Below are 18,895 nucleotides of genomic sequence, written 5' to 3'. Positions count from 1 at the left end.
ACTCGCGGGTTTTGAATCGCCAGTTCCGCCATTTCACGGAGGTTGCATTCTGCTGGATGTAGAAAGAGTGAACATGGATGGACATAAACCAGAAATGCATTCCAACTATGTTTGTAAATATGTAGGCTGGAATGTAGTCAACAAGGCTTTCTGCTCTGAAAAGTAGAGGACACAGAAGACAAACAACCACTGTACAAGCGTCCAAAATTAACACAGCCAGCAGCGGTTTTTTCTGCCGCTGTCCCAGAGGAATGTAGCCTTTGGGGCGGTTGAGTCCTATGGAGCCGTTGGTGACGGTTTCGGCAAGGAATTTTCTGAACATTCACTGTCCTAGTGTGGTGGTTGGTTACATGTAGACGTCGGCAAGGTCGGTAACCTTCCCCAAATTCTCAAAGTAGCGCATCGTCTTCCCGGCACAATCCAAATGGTCCACCTGAGCTACGTCATCCGGGTTGTCCATGTCAGGCCAACGCTCGTTCTCAATCCTGAAACGCACAATCGCCAGAAGCCGGTAATTTTTATGAGGCAACGGGCTAAACAGGGCAATCTGAGTACCTGACTTGGCGTAGAACCCCACCATGTCATCGTCTTCATATTTTGCTGCCTTGTAGAACACGACGCGGTTGATCGCGTTGAAAGGGTAGCGGGTCGGGTTGGAGAACCAAATGCGTTGCTCGATACCGTCGGCGGAGGTCTTCACGTAGGCAACATGTACATAGCGTAGACAACCGACCATTAGCACTGATAGCAACAGAGCTGCTATTTCAACCCATACATTTACTGGCCCAGTGTCATAAATTTCGGTTACATACGCAAGACCTGGAAAAACTGGGGTCAATATCGTAATGAGAGCTTCAAACCGCGTAACCCGTCGAATATAAATACCCTCACGTAGCCGTTGTTTATCTTTCCAACGCTGCACCTCATAATTGATGAGGACATAAATTGTCGCAACTGTTGTGAACGCAGCAAATATACCCCAGAAGACAATCAAGAAATTGCGCATAACTATTTACCTTCAGTAGCGATTTGCTCTTCCGCGTCTTCGTTCTCAGGAATGGTGATACCCACGGTGACGTACTGCTTCACCAGCCACCCAGTTGTCACCATCGATACCGTGAAAAGTAGCGCGGGTAGCCACTCTGAACGGTTCAGCGTATTGATCATGTACACCAACGAGATGCAGCAAGACATTCCCACCATACCGACGCACACGACACGCAGGGTGCGGTACCCCTCAGACCCCTCCTCAAAACGCGGATGGTGCAGGTAGAAAAGACCATCGCGCACGAAGTATAGGAACCACGGGGTAAGGAGAAGCGTCAACGCCAGGGCAAGTGAATCGTAGCTTGTAGCGGAGAGACTAATCAGGGGAACCACAAGGCACAGAACCGCAAAAATAGCTGCCGTCACAACGCCCACACGGGTTGAGCGCCTATCCAGCTGTTCCATGCGCTGCAGGTCAGGGGCGCCGTTCTTGGGGTTGGTACGTGTGGCTAGGACAAGGACGATATGCGACCCGGCAGCTATATACCACGAGGCGAAGTTCGTTTCCGGGGTCCACGGAGTCGTATCCCCCTTGAGTACACCGAAAGCCGTAAGAACCGTCAGCACAATCAAGCCCACCGCGCTGAAGGAGAAAACAAAGATAAAGAAGCGGTGGAAAGGGCCACCGTTTGCTTTGCCTGCAATGCTTTCATCATGTGCCATGTCTAGAGCTAAGAGGGTCACAGGCCCCCCAACGAAGAATATCGCACCCCACGGCCAGTGTTCGACCATACCCAGCAATAAAGATGCGAGAGCCAAGAAAATAAAACTGAACCACATGAAGAGAAGCCTGGGGTCGGTGATGGCATTGATAAATGCGTTCATGCTATTTCCCTTTCAACTATTTGGACTCTGCCGCGGCGCGGTCGAGGATGCGCTGCAGGTGCCCCGGGGTGTACTAGCCGCCAGATGCTGAAGCACCCACGGAGGATACGGTTGAGGGGCGCTCGCAGGCACGGCGACTGCCGCGTGAACGAACGCCCCCTCCATCAGCGACGGCTAATCATGGAACCAAATAAACCGGTTTACTTATCCATCTCGTAGACCCAGCCGCCAGCGTTGCAGTAACGCTTACCATCCTTCTCAATGATGTAGTAGCCGGGCTCGTGGTTCTCGCACTTCTGGATAACTTCGCGAGCCTCTCGGTTAGACTTTTCAAGGTTCGCGGCACGAATCTGGAAGAAAGCAAACGTAGCAATGTACGCCACCAGAACCAGTGCAAGAGCAGCAATTGCCATGCCCTTACCCTTGCCGGTGCCGTTCTTAACCATGACCAGAGCGATCACAGCGAAAATAATGGTCGGGATGGTCAGGAACGAACCGATCACAAAAATGCCGGTCAGGGCGGAGATAATGCCCAGGACCAGCGCGGTTACTGCCGCCCACTTCTTCTTTTTCGGTGCCTCAACGGGTGCGCCGTATGCGGGCTGTGCGGCGGGTGCCTGCTGGGTGAACTGCGGCTGCTGCGGTGCAGCCGACTGCGGGGTGTTTTCAGACATGAAAGTCCTCATTTCGTATGTGGTTGGTGATTCTATCTATAAGGTGCCACCCTCAGTGGGCTGGCATTTCCTAAGGATACCGTAGCGGGAGAAATCCCTTGATGAGAGTAGATAGATGTATATGCACGCACTGTTGTGCAATGTCTACAATGAGAAATTTTTCTCACTACAGGGTGTGGGAGATGCGCTTTGCCGCGAAATAGTGTAATGTTCGAAGTGGTGCAAAGCACTAACGGTGCGTATTTGATATTCGCGTATCTAATGCACATCTTCCGGCAACTCAACGACGAAAGAGGAACATCGTGTCCGATCGCGTACTCTCATCGCAGGCAGCCAAGGATGCCATTACTGCTCTTCAGAACATCATCAATGGCGGTCTGCAGAACGAAATCAACAACCTCAACCAGCAGGGTAACCAGCTGAAGGACCCCAACAACTGGGACGGCCCCCTGGCTGAGCGTTTCCGCAATGACACCTGGCCCGGCGTAGAAAACACCCTGCGTAACCTGACTCAGGAACTGACTGACCTGCGCGAGCAGCTCAACCAGATTTCTACCGATATCTTCCAGGCAGGTGGCGGCTCCTAAGCCTTCCCTGGTAAACGCCGTTTACCGCCCCGCTCCCCGGCTACGGGGCGGTGAGCGGTAGGCGGCGTTTTCTGTTATTCGGTTATACCCACGTTGTTTTCCAGACATGGTGTACATGTCTGTCTACATCTGTTTAATCACCACACTTCCGTACTAACCACATTGAAAGACAACAGAGCATGAATCTGAATACTGAAAAAGTCAAGTACGATGATGCTACGTCGGATGCCCTTGCCAATGCCTGCCGCACCGTCGCGCAGAATATTGATAATGCATTACCCCCTCTTAAGAACTCACTGACAACGGCTCTGGAGGAGTTTAGAGGTCACTACGCCGATGTTGCGGCGGCAAATATTGATACCACCATTAGCGATGGTCGTGATATCGCCAGCATCTTCCGTCAACTGGCTGATGTGGTGGATCGCCTCAAAGAGTCAGCTCATAAGGAAAATGAGAACCGCGACCTTATGTACCACTATGAGCATGACCTGGGTGGTTTCCGTAAATGGTGGGTTGAAACATTCGGAGGTGAACCGCCTAAGCCGACATCGTATAAGCCGGATACCTCGATTGACACCACATCGCTAGGTCATCGTGAGAGCACTGAGACCCGCTCAGGGAGTATGACTGTTTCTTCAGCGCGCCCTTCGACCGTGCGCTCTCTCTCTAATACTTTGGCGAACCTTGGTACTAGCCTTGATGCTGAGCCTGGCAAGCTGCGTAACCTTTCCACAGAGTTTATGGTTAAGTGCCAGTGGGGCTCCGTCGATGCTGAAAATCTCATCAGCACGTTTGAAGCATGGAATAAGTCGAACGCCAACGATAAGATCTGGCTGGGTATCGTAGCCGATACTTTTGAGAAGTACGGTAGCTCGAGCCAGGTTATTACCGTTGCCAATTCGACTCTGGAAGGTGCAATCAGCGCAGCTGGTGTTAGTACTGAGCGCCACGATTTGGAAGTTCCAACGCCGGCTGTAGTAGGAATGTCCACCACAAGCGGTTATGTGAATGACCCCGTGAACGTTGCAACCGGTAACTTCATTGAAGAAGAGACCGATATGGCGTTTGCTGGTGTGGTTTCTGCTTGTTCTGTAACTCGTATGTACAACAGTGTGGCTGTTTTTGGTCAGCACGCTGTATCCGGTGTGTTCGGTGCTGGCTGGTCTTCGAATATTGAGAGCCGTGTGCAGCTGAACGTTGAGAATGCTGTCTGGACTATGGCTGACGGTCGTGAGGTTACTTTCGACCGAATGATTCGTGAGGACGGCACCCACGGTTACGCTCGTGCTCCGCGTGAAGCGTGGTGGCTTGAAGAACTGCCCCTTACCCAGCTGATGGGTGAAGAGGGTTCTATTGCTGACCCCTCCCTGCGCTATATTTTGCACGCTACGGACTATGACGCCTCGTCCCTGCTGCGTATCTCTGACAACTCTGGAACCCAGCACATTTTCAGCCTCACCGGTGTTTACCTGGGTATGAGCGCTGGGGCAGGTACTGCTGTCGCATACCTGCGCGATGAGGAGAGTCGCGTTGGTGCTATCGTGCATCAGCACGGTGCCCGTATCGACGTGGAGTACACCGAAGGTGGCTTTGTCGGCGCTATTCATTCTTCACGCGGTCAGTCGGTGCGTTACGAGTACGTCACCCTTGATGGTCGTACTCACCTGTGTGCTGTGCATGGTGATGCTGGTACCCGCCGTTATGAACATGACGCTGCCGACCTGATTTACCGTGTGGTGGCTAGTGCCGGCACTGTTGAGGTGACGAACTACTATGACCCGACCGGTCGTATTACCGAACAAGACACCGAATATGGTCGTCGTGTTCGCTACCGCTACCTGCCGAACGGCATTACTGACGTTTCGAATGAGGATGCCTCTTACACGAATCTGTGGATTAGTGACCAGTACGCACGCCTGACCGGTATTGTTGACGCAGAAGGCGGGCGTGCTAGCTATGCCTACGACGACTTTGGCAACCGTGTGAGTGTAGTGGACCGCGATGGTTCTCGCATTACCCGCTGTAGCGATGAGCGCGGCCGCATTATTCGCGAGGTTACCGATGAGGGTACTGAAACCCTCTTCGCATATGACGAGCATGACCGCGTAGTCTCCGTGGCAATGAGCGCTATTGAGACGGATCCGCGTGCCCGCCGTGCCGCCCGTTTGGCTCGTCGTGCCCGTCTGGAGGCTGAGGCTCAGGGTCGCACTCTCGATGAGACTGCTTCGGGGCAGAAGTCTGCCCAGAGCCCTGCCGTAAGCCCGATGACTACGGTGACTTACGAGTACGCCAACGATTTTGAGCGTAACCCTTCTTCCATGACTGATGGTAACGGTCATGTGACCCGTTTTGAGTGGTCTGACGGCCTGCTGCAGCGTGTGGTGAGCCCTGAGGGTGTTACTGTTTCCTTGGAGTATGACGATTTTGGTCTGCTGACCGGTATTCGTAATGCTGAGCAGCAGCTGACCCGTTGTGAGTACTCTGCTGCGGGTCACCTGGTAAAGATTATTTCTGCTCTTGGGCTGGAGACTGAGTTCACCTATGATTCTGCTGGTCACATGGTGTGCCGTCAGGATCCGGATGGTTCCCGCTGGCGTTTTGAGTACGCTGCTGGTGGTCGCCTGGTGGCGTCGGTGGATCCTGCAGGTGCCCGTACCGAGTATGAGTACGGTCCGAGCGGTGACATTATTGCCGTGGTAGATCCCCTGGGTCGCCGCATGGAGCGTTCCTTTGACACGAACGGCAATATTGACCGCATTACCCTGCCGGGTGGCGCGCAGTTCAGCTACGCCTACGATGGTTTGATGCGCCTGGTTCGCACCATTGACCCTGCCGGTGGTGTATGGACTCGCGAGTATGATGCCGCAAGCACCCTGACTGCGTTGATTGACCCGACCGGCGTGAGTGTACGTACTTCCGTCGACTCCTCGCGCAAGACCTTCACCACCAATGATGGTGTTGACCGCGTGCGTATCTCGTGTGACCACCTGGGCCGCCCGGTGCGTACCGAGGTTCTCTCCGAGGATTCTGGCCCGCAGGTTAGTGCAGATGCTGACGACCCGACTGTCTCCACGATGGTTTATGACGGCGCGGGTAACCCCGTGCAGGTACTGGACGCTGAGGGCGGTCTGAGCCGCTACGAGTACAACGGCTCTAACCAGATGGTGCGCATGGTTTCCCCTGCGGGCCGTGTGACCGAGTACAGCTACGATGCGTGCGGTCGACTGGCTGCAACCTATGAGGCTGCCGGTACTCCTGAGCAGTCTGTGACTCGTTACGAGTACGACGCTGATTCCCGACTGATTCGCCAGGTGTACGGTGACGGATCTGAGGCGCGCGTTCGCTATGACGCGTGCGGTCGTGTGCTGTCCATTACCGGTTCTGGTGTGGCTTCTCCGGTGTTCTACACCTGGGATTCTTGTAGCCGTGTGAAGAGCATCCGCGATAACAAGTGGGGTACTCGTTCGTTCACCTATGATGCCGCTTCTCAGGTGGTTGCGGTGACTAATGGTGCTGGTGGCGTGACCCATTACCGTTATGACGAGGCGGGTAACGTTATCTCCGTGATGGACCCTGCCGGTCGTATTACCAGCTACGAGTATGACCTGATGGGCAATGTTCTGGCGGCAACCAATCCGCTGGGTGTGCGCACTACCTCTACCTATGATGCTGCCGGTCGTCTGCTGACCAGCACTGACGGTAATGGTGCTGTACATTCCTTCGGTTATGACCGTGACGGTGTTCCCTGCTCCCATTCGGTGAATGGCTCTCTGTTGTACCGTATGGAGCGTGATTCTGCGCGCCGTACGATGACGACTTATGATCACGCGGGCGTTGATGCGTTTGGTGCTCCCGTAGTGACGGTTGAGTCTTATGACCGTTTGGGTCGTCTGGTTCGTCAGCGCCGTGAGTTTGGTGCTCAGATTCCGGAGTCTTTCCGCACCGCGTACATGGACGAGACTGGCGGCTATGAGCTGTCCTACGATTACGATGCTGATGGTCTGCGTACTGAGTTTGTGCACCCTCTGGGTTCGAGCGCTTATGTGTATGATGCTGCTGGCCGCATGGTCAAGCAGACTGACATTACCGCGTACCGTCTGGATGGAACCGCCGTTACCTCTGAGTCTCGCGTGGAGTCTTCTTTCGAGTACAACGCGGTAGATGCGCTGGTGCGTGCGCAGGTGTCTGATTTGGCGGGTACTTGGGTTCGTGAGTTTGGTTACCGTGGTGCGCACATGACCTCTGTGACCGAGCAGCCCGCTGAGGCAGACTCTTCTGAGGCTCTGCACACTGAGATTATTCGTGATGATTTGGGTCGTATTAGCGGTGTGGATTCGCCTGCTGGTCTGGTCATGTACACCTACACTGACGCGCAGATGCTCTCTTCTGCCGTTCGCGGTACTGAGACTCTGCGTTGGACCTATGATGCTGCTGGCGCGCTGGTGTGTGTTGAGTACTTTGATAGCGCTCAGCCTGAGAATGCTTGGGTGAAGGTGCTGGTCACTGATGAGGGTGCCCGTGTTCGTGCAGTATGCCTCTACAGTGTGCAGGATGAGGCGAAGACCGACTCCCAGTCGGCTGAGTTTGCCTCTGCTGTTGAGGATGCTCAGGCGTGGCTTCCGCAGTGCCCGGAGTCTGTAGAGCTTGAGGGCGTCACTTTGGTGCCGGTCTCGACGAGCGTGTTCTCCTATGACGGTAATGATTCGCGTCTTCTGCAGGTTTCTTCGGATGGTTCCGGCTCGTCGTTGACCTATGGTGCGGCTGGGTTTGTGAGCTCGGTGGCGTCGTGGGGTTCTGCTGAGGATTCGGCTGTGTCCTTCTCCCTGTTGTGTGCTTCTGCTGATGGTCGTGTGCTTGCTGCCGGTGGTGCGTCTGCTGGTGTACCCGAGTTTGGTGTACCCTCAACCGGTACTGGTGCCGGTGCTGGTGTTGGTTCTGTGGCTGGTTTTGCTGCTTCGGTGATGCACCCGCTGGTGTGGGATGAGAATTCGTTTGTTCCGCGTGTGCTGGGTGTGGGCGGCTCGTCGTTGCCTTCTGTGGGTTCGTTGGTGCCTGGTGCCGGTTCTGGTGCCGGTCTGTTGGATCCGTATGGTTGGGCTTCTTTGGGTGTTGCTGCGCCTGCTGTGCCTTCTGCTCAGAGTGCTGGTGCTACGCCGGTGTTGCCGGATTCGCTGGTTGGTGTTTCTGCGGCTTCGGGTGTGGTGCTGGGTTCTACTGGTTTTGAGGTGTTGGGTGCCCGCGTGGTGGATTCGCGTGTGGCTCGCTTTACGGCGCCTGATCCTTTGGCTGCGCCGGTGGGTGCTGGTTGGGGTTCTGACCCGTTCTCGCTGGTGGGTGGTAACCCGGTTTCTTTGGTGGATCCGTGGGGTTTGTCGCCGATTTCGTTTGAGGAGTACGAGGAGTATCGTCAGGAGCGCATTAAGAATAAGGGTGCGATTATGGCGGCGCGTTGGTTGCAGGTGGCTGCTGTTGCGGTAGTGGTTGCATCTGTATTTTGGGGTGGTCCTCTTATTGCTGGTCTTGTGTTTGGCGCGGTCGCTGGTGCTTTGGAAGGTGCTGCTGGCGCTCTGGAGAAGACAAAGAATGGTCAGATTGACGGCTGGAACGTTGTGGTAGAAACAATCCAGGGTGGAGCTAAAGGTGCTGTTACGGGTGTTGTCGCGAAGGTGTTTACCCATGCTCAAGTCTTTGCCAAAATTCCGGTAAACCGTTTTACGGAAAATATGGCTTCTAAGGTGGCTTCCAAGGCTGCCTCCAAGAAGGGCTTTGATAAGCTTGTACCTTCTATTATGCAGAAGCCTGCTCAGAAGGCTGCTTCATTTATTAGTGCCCGTAGAGATTCCGTGAGTAAGATCAGCTGGAAGACTAAGGACCCTGCACCTTGGATGAGGATGCAGAATACGATGGGTAAGTATGCCCCAGAGGTTGCGGGTGAGTCATTGTCTGCCGGTGTTGGTGCTGTATGGGATTACACGAAGAAGGCCGAGAATTTTAAGGCTGAGGATGCTGCAGCAAGTTTTCTGTCTGGTGCAACAACCGGGTTCTATAAGAGCCTTATAACTGCTCCTGTGAAGGGTAAGTATTCAGCAAAGAGTGAGGGTGGCCAATACCTGTACGGTCCCGTGAAGCGGACTGTTGCTAATGATATGGCATCACGTGCGGCGAATGCTTCCGTTGATTGGATAGATAAGGGGGTTCAGCGCAGGTTGTTGAATGACTCTGCTCGGAACCCGAAGCCTGTCTCTGATCGTCAAGCTGAACGCTTGCTGGCAAAGGACTTCCAAGACGCTGTTATGGGTAATTCGAAGAGTAATTTCAAGTCCTTGGCTAGCGGTTATAAAGCTCGACGAGATGGTGCGAACCCACAATCTACGAGTGCAGTAACGCAAGTTTCTGATACTAGTGACTCTGATTCAGAATCGAGTGAATAATTGATGTTGGAAACAATCTTTAGTACTTTCTGGTGAATTATCCTAGTGCTATCTATTGCCTCTATTCCCTACACTATTATCAGGTATGAGATTTAATCATCGTCTGATGGCGATTGTGCGGTTCAGGATTGAGCACGAGCGTTGGCCTGACATGAATAATCCCACTGATGTAGCTCAGGTAGATAAGCTGGACAATCGCTATATGACCATTCCTTATTTCAGGGGCCGGGAGAAGGTTACTGGTCTCGCTGATGTGGACATGTAGCACCGCATAGAAAAGCCCCTGGGCTGAGAGATGACATCTCAGCTCAGGGGCTTTCTGCGTACCAGTGGCAGCTCACCTGAGCACCACCTGCTGGTGAATGGTCGCCCAGCCTTCACCCGAGCCTTGCACCGAGTTAACTTTTTGGCCGCCTAACCCATAGCACTATCAAAGTGCTCAACATTTCAACGTGTCAGAGCTTTCAAACACATAGAGTATCCTTGGGAAGAGTACTCCACCTGCCGGTGGTGCACTTCCGGATATTCACCAACCACACGAAACGAGAACCCACCATGCGCACTTTCCTCATTATCTTCTGGGGTATCTTCGCTCTAGTCGCGACAGTTGCGACATTCTACGTCATCATCAATTACGAAGTGCAGCGCTGGAAAGATAAAAAGCGGCAGCGCGAGGGTATTTATATTCGACGAGTTAATCAGGGCGAAGCTCTCATTATGATATTTACCCCCGCCTTCCCCAGCCTTTCGTTTGTAGCCCACATATACGGCGGCCCGGATTCAATAGATATATGGGTTGACATAGTGGGCTTTTTGCTATCGGCTATGTTCATGTCCTTTTTGCGTTATGTGCATGTCGCTTATGTGAAGCTTTCTCCCGAAGGTATCGAGCAACGTATGTGGTCGGCACGCACGACCGTCTATCCCTTCAACGCCATTGACGGCATTGAATACTATGAGGCAACCTCTACAGACAACCAGGATCTTGTGTCTTTCTACAGTAAATCCGGAAAACTAATTGCCGCCTTCTGCCCGATTATTCACAATAATTATCGTCTGATGGCGATTGTGCGGTTCAGGATTGAGCACGAGCGTTGGCCTGACATGAATAATCCCACTGATGTAGCTCAGGTAGATAAGCTGGACAATCGCTATATGACCATTCCTTATTTCAGGGGCCGGGAGAAGGTTACTGGTCTTGCCGACGTTGACATGTAGCACCGTATAGAGAAAGCCCTTGGGCTGAGAGATTAACTCTCAGCACAGGGGGCCTTCTGCATGCCAGCGGCGGCTCATTTAAGCGCCACCATTATCGGGTGATAATCGCGAAGTCGCTACTGGACAGGTTCGTGAAATTACCAATCTGCGCGTTCAGCCGGCACTTAGAAGTCACCGATAGCGCCGTGACCACCCGCTGATCCTCAGACACCAGCACATGCCCCGAACAACCATCCGAAAAACTAATCAACTGAGCATCCGGAGAAATCGCCTGAACCAGCGTTGAAAACTCACCCGTACGCGGCAAAACCATCAACGGATTCAACTCATCCGCACCACTCGGCCACACCGGAACCACCGTCACCGGCAAAACACTCTGATTCACCACACGAGAAGGAACCCGCAACTCAATCGAACGCAAACGCTGAATCGGATACGCCGTCGAACGAACCTCCCGGTCAGAAATAGCCTTCGACGTCTCAGAATCAATACGGTTCACCCACTCCTCAAAAGCACGCGAATCCTTAAACTCAGCAGACACATTCGCCCGAACCTGCACCACACCATTAGCCGGGATACTCACCCCAGACAGATTCCACGAACACGGAACATCCACCGCAGTCACACTCGACTGATTCTTCGACACACCAGAAGACACCTGACCGGCATCCCACGTCACCGAAGCACACGAACCACCCTCAACACCGGGAAGCACCTGCAAAATATCGCCCCGAAGAGCCGACTTCTGCGAAGAAAACTCAAAAGTCAGGCGGGCACTCTTATCCCGCGGGTTATACGTACCCTCAATACGGGTACCCAAACCACTCGGCAAAGACGCCGAACTACGGCTCGAAGCAGACCACGACTCAGCCGTCTTAGACGAACCCTTACCGCCGCTCAAACCCACAAAAGCGAGCACACCCACAAGAATCAAAGAACCCAGAATAGCGCCCCACACCAGCGGGCGGCGCAACGGCGAACGAGCAGGCTCCTCATCCTCAACAACCTCATCAGGAACATATACCGGCTGCTCCACCACAAAAGGAGCACGGATAACCGTCTCATTCTGCGCCTGACCCAGCGACGGCATGCCCGCACCATACAGCTCCGTAACATTCTGCCCAGACACCGCAGAAACCGCAGGCTCAGCACCGTGAACCACCGTAGGCGTGTACCCCACAGCACCCGAAGACACCTCAACCCAGCGAGGAAGCACCGTATCAGTCGCGAAACCTTCAGCCAAAAGACGCAACTTAGCGGCAGCCTCAGCCGCACCAGGACGCTGAGCCGGGTTCTCCGCCAACATCCCGTGAAGCACCTCAGCAACCTCAGCCGGAATCTGCGGCGACACCTGCACCGCACCACCACGCGCCGGAAGAGGACGCGCCGCCACCAACAACTCATGAAGAGTCACCGCGCACGCATAAACATCAACCGCCGGAGTAGCCACACCATGCGCAGAACGCTCCGGAGCCATATACCCCGGAGTACCAGAAAACGAACGAGAAGCCCCCGAACCCGCAGAGCCAGTAAAAGAAGCAATACCGAAATCAGCCACACGAACCTGCTGATCCAGAGACTCCCCCAAAACACCGCTCAGCAGAACATTCTCCGGCTTAATATCCAGGTGCATCACGCCCTGACGGTGAGCAAACTCCACCGCATTCAGAACCTGCACCATCAGACTCAACGCCAAACGAACCGGCAGCGGACCCTCAGAATCCAGCTTCTGACGCAACGAACCGCCATGCTGAAACTCCATCACCAGAGCTAGCACGCCACCCTCAACAACCATGTCCGTCAACGGCACAATATGAGGATGCGACAGCGCCAACAACACCGAACGCTCACGCACAAAAGATTCAAGAACCACAGGGTTCTCCGCAAGCTCCGGACGCAAAACCTTCGCCGCATACAGAGCCCACGAGCCGCTCATCGTAGCAGCCCACACCTCACCGACCGCGCCAGAACCCACCCGGCGCACCAAACGATACGAAGAGCCAAGGGGAGCGCCCGCAACCAGACCCCCCGCAGGCTGACCAGCAACCTGCGGGACAGGATGAGCATCACGACGCTCCGAGCCGGAGTACTGCGGCGAACCAGCAGGTACAGTCACGGGCTAACTCCTTAACATCAACTTCACAACAAGCAGGAAGACTCCCCAGACGGGGCGACCCCTACAGCAAAATAGCCGGTAAAGTTACACCATACCTCACCACACGCCAGACAAGCCCTACAGCCCGCCACGGTGCTGAGAATCCTCAGGGCTCATCAGCTGCACCAGAACCGGCGACCCGGCAAGGAACGCGTAGCCACGACCAACGCTCAGCTGAACCGGGGCGCGCCTCGGAATAGAACCGAACATGTCCATATCCGTATCAACATTCGGCTGAACCACAGCACCAGTACGGAACTTACGAATAGCCTTCGTCCAATGGCTATACAAGGGACGCAAATCAGTCGGCTTACCCGTAGCAATAATGTGAACGTCCGGGAAGTCACCCTTCACAATCGCATCAAAAACGTTCATCGGGTCATCCACACGGTCACCGTCATCAATCAGCAACAGCACCGGGCCCGCGGCATCCTGCAAAGCCGCCTGCACCTGAGCAGAAGCATTCTTGCTCTCAAACACCCGGTCAAAAACGCCCTCCGGCGCATTCACCAGACCGGAACGCTGATCAAAGACAGCCCAAACCTCCGGAACCTCAGCGGCATCCATGCGTGCGTTCTCCGCCGCGATAGCGTCACCAGATGCCAACGCGGCAGACACCGCCTGCTCCGCCGCTGCCCTCGCCCGAGAAACCAGACGAGCAAACGCAACCAGCAGAGAAGACTTACCCGAACGTGGATTACCCGCAACCATGGCGTGCTCACCCTCGTACAGCTCGAAAGCGCACGCCTCCAACGTAGCCTCCGCAATACCCACAGGGATACGCCACAGGCTCGGAGAAAACTCAGCGGCAGGCATGCTCTCCCACGAAACCCACGTCGGCAGCTGACCAATCACATCACGCTTAGCAGGAGCCTGCGGGAAGCGCTCACGAACCATAGAGACAGCCTCCTCCACGCCAACAGCGGGAGTAGCCACCTGCATCTGACGCAGACGCTTCGGGTCAACACAACGCCCAGGAACCGCAGCCGGAACATTCGTGCCGCGAATACCATGCGAAGAATAATCGTGGACATCGCTCAGCTGGAAGAACCACGTCTGCAACGAAGCATCAAGAATCTGCGAGGGAATATTCTTCGCGCGGCTCGTCGACACCACGCAGTGAATACCAACAGCAGGACCATCCGCATACACTCGGTAGAAATTCGCCAACAAATCCATGCTCACCGCATCAGAGAACTCATCACGCAGCGTCGCAAAACCATCCAAAACAATGAAAAGAGGCTTACGGCGTGACGCGTCAGCACGGCGAGCATCAAGCTCCGACTTCACAAAACGCAAGAAACGAGCCTGACGCTCCCTGGCGCCCTGACCGGTACCCACAGCAGAAACAACATGCGGCAGAGAGTGTAGAGGCAGCAAACCATCAGCGCCCATGTCCACCAGAACGATATCGATGTCCTCCGGCGAATAATGCTGAGCCAAACCCAGCACCACAGACTGAATCGTCGTGGTCGTACCACTACCGGCAACACCCACCAACAGCAGGTTGCTCATCTCAATATTCCAGCCCATAGGCACCTGACGCTGCAGCTCAGGCTCATCACCCAAAGTACACATCAGAACACCGTCCTGGACACCACCCACAGTGGGAAGATCCGGGTCAGGGAAGCCACGCACACCAAAATCAGCCAAATCAACATACGAACCCAACGGCTCAGGCCACACCTTACGAGGAGCAACCGCACCACGAGCCGCATGAGCCGCCACAACAGCGTCAATCAGCAGATCCAGGTCATTCGCATCACTCGACGAAACCTTCGGGCGCGCACGCTCCGAACGAGGAATACCGATACTATCGGTCGCACGAACCTCCAGAGAAGTCACCACCTCAGTGCCGCTCTGACCCGTCACCAGGGCAGTCTGCACCGGCGAAATATCGTTCTGGCCCAGCTTCACATAGGCACGACCCATCTGCGAACGCGAAATCTCCGAAGCATCCGGAACACCAATCACGTTCGAAGAATCCTCACGGCTCTGCACACGCAACGCCACACGCAAGTTCGTATTCGCCAGAATATCGTCATTCACCACACCGGCAGGACGCTGAGTCGCCAAAATCATGTGCACACCCAGGGTACGACCCACCGCACCAATGCTCACCAGCGACGACAGGACATCCGGGAAGTCCTTCGCCAGCATCGCAAACTCGTCAATCACCAGCAGCAGGCGAGGCATCGGCTCCGGCGGGTTCGTCGCCAAATAATCCTTAATGTTGTCCACACCCTCGCCAGCAGCCGCAAACAGGCGCTGACGACGGTCCATCTCCGCCTCCAACGACTCAATAGCGCGGTGAGCCAACTGAGCATCCAAGTTACTCAAAGTACCAATCGTATGCGGCAGACGCTCACACGTCTTAAACGCCGCGCCACCCTTAAAGTCAACCAGAATAAAGTTCAAACGGCTCGGATCATGGTGCGCAGCCAAACCCGCCACCAACGAACGCAAAAACTCACTCTTACCCGAACCAGTGGTACCACCCACCAGACCGTGAGGACCGTCCTTCACCAAATCCAAGGTGAACGCGCCAGAGTCACCCACACCAATCTCAGTGCTGAAACCACTAGCCTGCGACCAAAACGCCTCAATATCCTCAGCACCCGGAGGGGTCGGCAAACCAACCAGTTCAGGCAGCTTCACCAGCTGAGGCAAACCGCCACCCAACAGCAGACGTTCAGGGTCCTCATGATGCGCCAAAGTACGCGCCACATGAAGAGCATCCTCAGCGCTCACACCGGCGAGCACACCGTCAGTGACCGTGTAACGGCGGCGAGGCTCCGAATAGGTCATAGAAGCCTCCTCACCAATCTCCACGACCGAAGTACACGACGCAGGAAGACGGTCAACAGAAGAAGCCAACACAATACCGGCAACACGGCGAGCACCCGCAGCAGCAGTCTTATTCGCCATCAGACGCACTTCATCGCCGTACGCCAAAAGGTCGCGTGCCGGCGACTCACGGCCCTCAGTGAGGGTATCCGAATCAACGACCACGCACAGGCCGCGGGTCGGAAGAGACTCAATGTCGTTGTATAGAGAGCGCAGCATCTGATCCGACTGCTCCTTACCAGAAGCAAACCAACGCATCTGCTGGTTCTGCGCCATATGCATGTGTGGAAGCCACGACGTCCACACCCAGTCCTGCGAGCGCGCCGAATCTGCGCAGACCGCAATCGTCATATCAGCAGGACCCGTGTGGGTCGCCGCCTGCAGCACCAGGCTACGCGCCAGGGCAAGAGACTGCTCACGCGGACCCACAATACCGATAGCGCCACCCTCACGCAGGTCAGCAACCAGCGGGGCATCCCACAGGGTATTGTGCTCAAGAATATGCTGAACCTCAGGCTCAGGATTGCTCGGCTTCGTCAGCTCAGGAGCCCAATGAATATGCCCAGTACCCACATGGAAAGTCAACAGGTCAGGGCTGGTGCTCCGGCGACGCCACAGCGTCATTGCAGGAAGAAGCGCCCGCAGCTGAACGGCATCCGGTGCCGGGGCAAGGTCGTGAAGACGCTCAATTTCCTCACGGTTACTCAGAGCGATACGTTCCTTGAACTTCTCCATTTCCTGCTCAAAACGCACACGCTCCTTCACCTTATCCTTAGCGTGACGACGTTTCTGCTCCACCCACATGCCAATACTCAGGATGGGGCTGAGCATCGCGAAAAGGGCGTAACGAATCTCCTGCATAATGGCGACCATTGCCGCCGCCATAATAATCGGACCCACCGCCATCGCAATATTGAACTTCGGCGGGTCAGAAACGTTCTTGCGGGTAGGTGCCTCCACCTTATCCGGGGCGCTCAACGCACCCTGACGCGGCGGACGGTTAAACGGTGCAGTACCCGACGCGCTCACATTCGGGGCGCTACCGGGGCGAGGCGCAGCCTTCTCCTGAGGAGCAGGCTGCAGAGTCAGAATACAATCCCCAACATGGATAGTGGTGCTCTCAGAAACAGTCAGACCCTCCTCAGGGATTTTCTGACCGTCCACAAAACTACCGTTCGTAGAACCCGGGTCAGTGATGCGCACCTTCTGAGTGTTTGTCGACTCATCATGAACCACCTGCAGGTGCAGATGCTCCCACGAGGCGCTCGCCGTGGGCAGCACAATGTCGGCGTACGGGGAACGACCCGCCACCAGAGGACGCGAAGAAGGGATAGGGTGCGGCAGGGTAACCGTCGAACCGCCGCTCAAGCAGACGCTCCAGCCCTGCACCAGGGAAGGGTAGGAGAGCGGTGCTCTAGAGATGCGCATACCCTCCATCGGCTTGACCTCCGCCAGGGTGGAGGATGCCGTCACCGGGCGGTTATCGCAATACAGCGGCTCGTCGGCGGGCAGGGAGGGGCCACCGGTCGCCTGGATGAGATCAGCGATGGTCGTCTCAGGCTGCCAGGAGTCTAGTTCATAGCTCCCGTTATGCTCTTCAAGTTCAAGGAAAAAGCGCATAAGGTGTTCTCCAAAATAGATAAATCGTGAGCCCCGCTGGTGGACGGACTAGAAGTAATACCCGAAAGCCGGGGTGTGATGGGCTGGCTCTGTACAGTAGGCTCCGTGTGGAAAGGCTAGTCGCGAGATTCTGAGGTGAACGTGCGAAGCATCCACACCGGCGGATTCACCGCATCCGTCGAGGAAGACCCGCCCTGAATCATCGAAGCTTCCGCGGTCGGGTAAAGAAGACCCACCTGCCCTCCAGCGGCGTAAGAAGACGAAAAATCCAACGGATACGCGACCGTAGAATCTTTAGCGTCCAAACGAAGGGTTCCTAGAACCCGTCGAACCGCCTCAGGAGTGTATTCACGAACCTGGCTCGTGGCATACGCAAAAGCCAAAAGCGCGTTATGGGAGGGAGCATCCGCCCACACTGCCGATTTCGAGAACGACTGTTCGCCTGACAAATCCTTGAGCGAAGAATCATTCTTCATACGCTCAACCGTTGACACAAATGCCGAAGAAGCGCGACCGGCATCATCAGCACTCAACGCCGCAGCACGTGCCTGCACACGCCCCACAATGCGAATATTGTCAGTCAAGGAACCACCGTTCTCCAGAAGAAGACGTATAAAAGGCTCCGTCAAAGCTTCCTCACCCGCAATCACCGGAGAAGTAATACCCGCCCTCTGAAGAGAACGAAGAACCTTTGCCTGAGTCGACGCCGAACCCGTCAAAACCAGAACAGGAGAAGAGCCCGAAGACTTGTCCCCCAGAAGGCGCGTCAGCTCCTTGAGAGTGTCCTTCATGCCGTCTTCATCAGCAGAAACCTGAACGCGATTCGTATAGGGAAGGTCCGGTGCAGAGCCCTCACCCGCATCCAGCAGGATGGTGCGCACACCATTAAGCTGTTGCGAAGAACCCGTGCTGGATGCACCGGCGAGCGAACGAATAGCAGTCGTATAGACCTGCTTCTCCTGCTCAGGGTCCAGAGCAAAACTCCATACCCCATCGCCAGCATCTACCCGGTCATACGCCTCAATCACCGCAACATTGCGTTCCTTAGCGGCAGCCGTAGCACCCCGAAGATGCTCACCCCGAGAAGCAAGCACAATACCCAGAGCACCCTCAGAAGAGAGCTTTTCTACCGCCTCACGGGCACCCTGCTCCGTTCCCTTATCGTTCGCATAAAGAACCTTCACAGAAGAATTACCCAAAGCCAGACGGTACTGCGCAACACGAGCACCCTGAGCATTCAGACGCCACGCAGACCCCTCAGCATCATCACCAAAAGTAGTAACAACACCAATAACAGGCTCACGACCAGACGCAGGAAGAGAAATAGCCTGCTGAACCGTCACCGCAGACGCAGGGTTCGTACCCGTGCCAAGCGGCAAAGGCTGAGGAGTCACAGCGCGCACGCCATACCAGATCCCCACCACCGCAAGGCTAAACAGCACACACAGACTGACACACCACACCACGGTGCGCTGAGTGAGCCGCCTGCCC

Annotated in this window: 9 protein-coding genes; 3 read left to right on the top strand and 6 right to left on the bottom strand. The window is 55.2% G+C overall.

Annotation, left to right across the window (positions count from 1 at the left end; translation table 11 throughout):
• Positions 1–346: 346 nt before the first annotated feature.
• The 3 genes from HMPREF2527_RS09820 to HMPREF2527_RS00290 all read right to left on the bottom strand — a co-directional run bounded on the left by HMPREF2527_RS09820 (position 347) and on the right by HMPREF2527_RS00290 (position 2,546).
• On the bottom strand, positions 347–700 hold the full coding sequence (locus tag HMPREF2527_RS09820) for a hypothetical protein (RefSeq protein WP_246824740.1): 354 nt from the start codon (positions 698–700) through the stop codon (positions 347–349).
• Between the two features lie 308 nt (positions 701–1,008).
• On the bottom strand, positions 1,009–1,872 hold the full coding sequence (locus HMPREF2527_RS00295; protein WP_070505458.1) for a hypothetical protein: 864 nt from the start codon (positions 1,870–1,872) through the stop codon (positions 1,009–1,011).
• Between the two features lie 200 nt (positions 1,873–2,072).
• Complete coding sequence (locus HMPREF2527_RS00290) at positions 2,073–2,546, bottom strand: DUF4190 domain-containing protein (RefSeq protein WP_070505456.1); 474 nt, start codon at positions 2,544–2,546, stop codon at positions 2,073–2,075.
• A 302-nt stretch (positions 2,547–2,848) separates the two neighbouring features.
• Between HMPREF2527_RS00290 and HMPREF2527_RS00285 the strand changes: the two genes are divergently transcribed.
• The 3 genes from HMPREF2527_RS00285 (at position 2,849) to HMPREF2527_RS00275 (ending at position 10,782) form a co-directional block, all read left to right on the top strand.
• On the top strand, positions 2,849–3,133 hold the full coding sequence (locus HMPREF2527_RS00285) for a pyrophosphorylase (RefSeq protein WP_005507345.1): 285 nt from the start codon (positions 2,849–2,851) through the stop codon (positions 3,131–3,133).
• A gap of 179 nt (positions 3,134–3,312) precedes the next feature.
• A complete protein-coding gene (locus HMPREF2527_RS00280) occupies positions 3,313–9,564 on the top strand; it encodes a DUF6531 domain-containing protein (protein ID WP_070505453.1) in 6,252 nt (2,083 codons plus the stop codon).
• Positions 9,565–10,119: 555 nt separating this feature from the next.
• Entirely contained in the window at positions 10,120–10,782 is a 663-nt protein-coding gene (locus tag HMPREF2527_RS00275) for a hypothetical protein (protein ID WP_049352866.1), read from the top strand.
• Positions 10,783–10,873: 91 nt separating this feature from the next.
• Here HMPREF2527_RS00275 and HMPREF2527_RS00270 read toward each other — a convergent pair whose 3' ends face one another.
• The 3 genes from HMPREF2527_RS00270 to HMPREF2527_RS00260 all read right to left on the bottom strand — a co-directional run bounded on the left by HMPREF2527_RS00270 (position 10,874) and on the right by HMPREF2527_RS00260 (position 18,798).
• Positions 10,874–12,898: a serine/threonine-protein kinase gene (locus HMPREF2527_RS00270; RefSeq protein ID WP_070505451.1), complete on the bottom strand. Its 2,025-nt coding sequence runs from the start codon at positions 12,896–12,898 to the stop codon at positions 10,874–10,876.
• A gap of 117 nt (positions 12,899–13,015) precedes the next feature.
• Positions 13,016–17,404: an FtsK/SpoIIIE domain-containing protein gene (locus HMPREF2527_RS00265; RefSeq protein ID WP_070505449.1), complete on the bottom strand. Its 4,389-nt coding sequence runs from the start codon at positions 17,402–17,404 to the stop codon at positions 13,016–13,018.
• Positions 17,405–17,520: 116 nt separating this feature from the next.
• Positions 17,521–18,798: a type 1 periplasmic-binding domain-containing protein gene (locus HMPREF2527_RS00260; RefSeq protein ID WP_239662335.1), complete on the bottom strand. Its 1,278-nt coding sequence runs from the start codon at positions 18,796–18,798 to the stop codon at positions 17,521–17,523.
• Positions 18,799–18,895: the final 97 nt, after the last annotated feature.

Origin of the sequence: Rothia sp. HMSC071B01 (assembly GCF_001808945.1) — a bacterium.
In the GTDB taxonomy this organism is placed as follows: Bacteria; Actinomycetota; Actinomycetes; order Actinomycetales; family Micrococcaceae; genus Rothia.
This window is presented reverse-complemented; position numbering and strand designations above follow the sequence as displayed.

Bases quoted from the DNA above. Each gene is read 5' to 3' on its own strand.
- HMPREF2527_RS00280 (WP_070505453.1), top strand. From the start codon at position 3,313: ATGAATCTGAATACTGAAAAAGTCAAGTACGATGATGCTACGTCGGAT.
- HMPREF2527_RS00290 (WP_070505456.1), bottom strand. From the start codon at position 2,546: ATGTCTGAAAACACCCCGCAGTCGGCTGCACCGCAGCAGCCGCAGTTC.
- HMPREF2527_RS00275 (WP_049352866.1), top strand. From the start codon at position 10,120: ATGCGCACTTTCCTCATTATCTTCTGGGGTATCTTCGCTCTAGTCGCG.
- HMPREF2527_RS00265 (WP_070505449.1), bottom strand. From the start codon at position 17,404: ATGCGCTTTTTCCTTGAACTTGAAGAGCATAACGGGAGCTATGAACTA.
- HMPREF2527_RS00295 (WP_070505458.1), bottom strand. From the start codon at position 1,872: ATGAACGCATTTATCAATGCCATCACCGACCCCAGGCTTCTCTTCATG.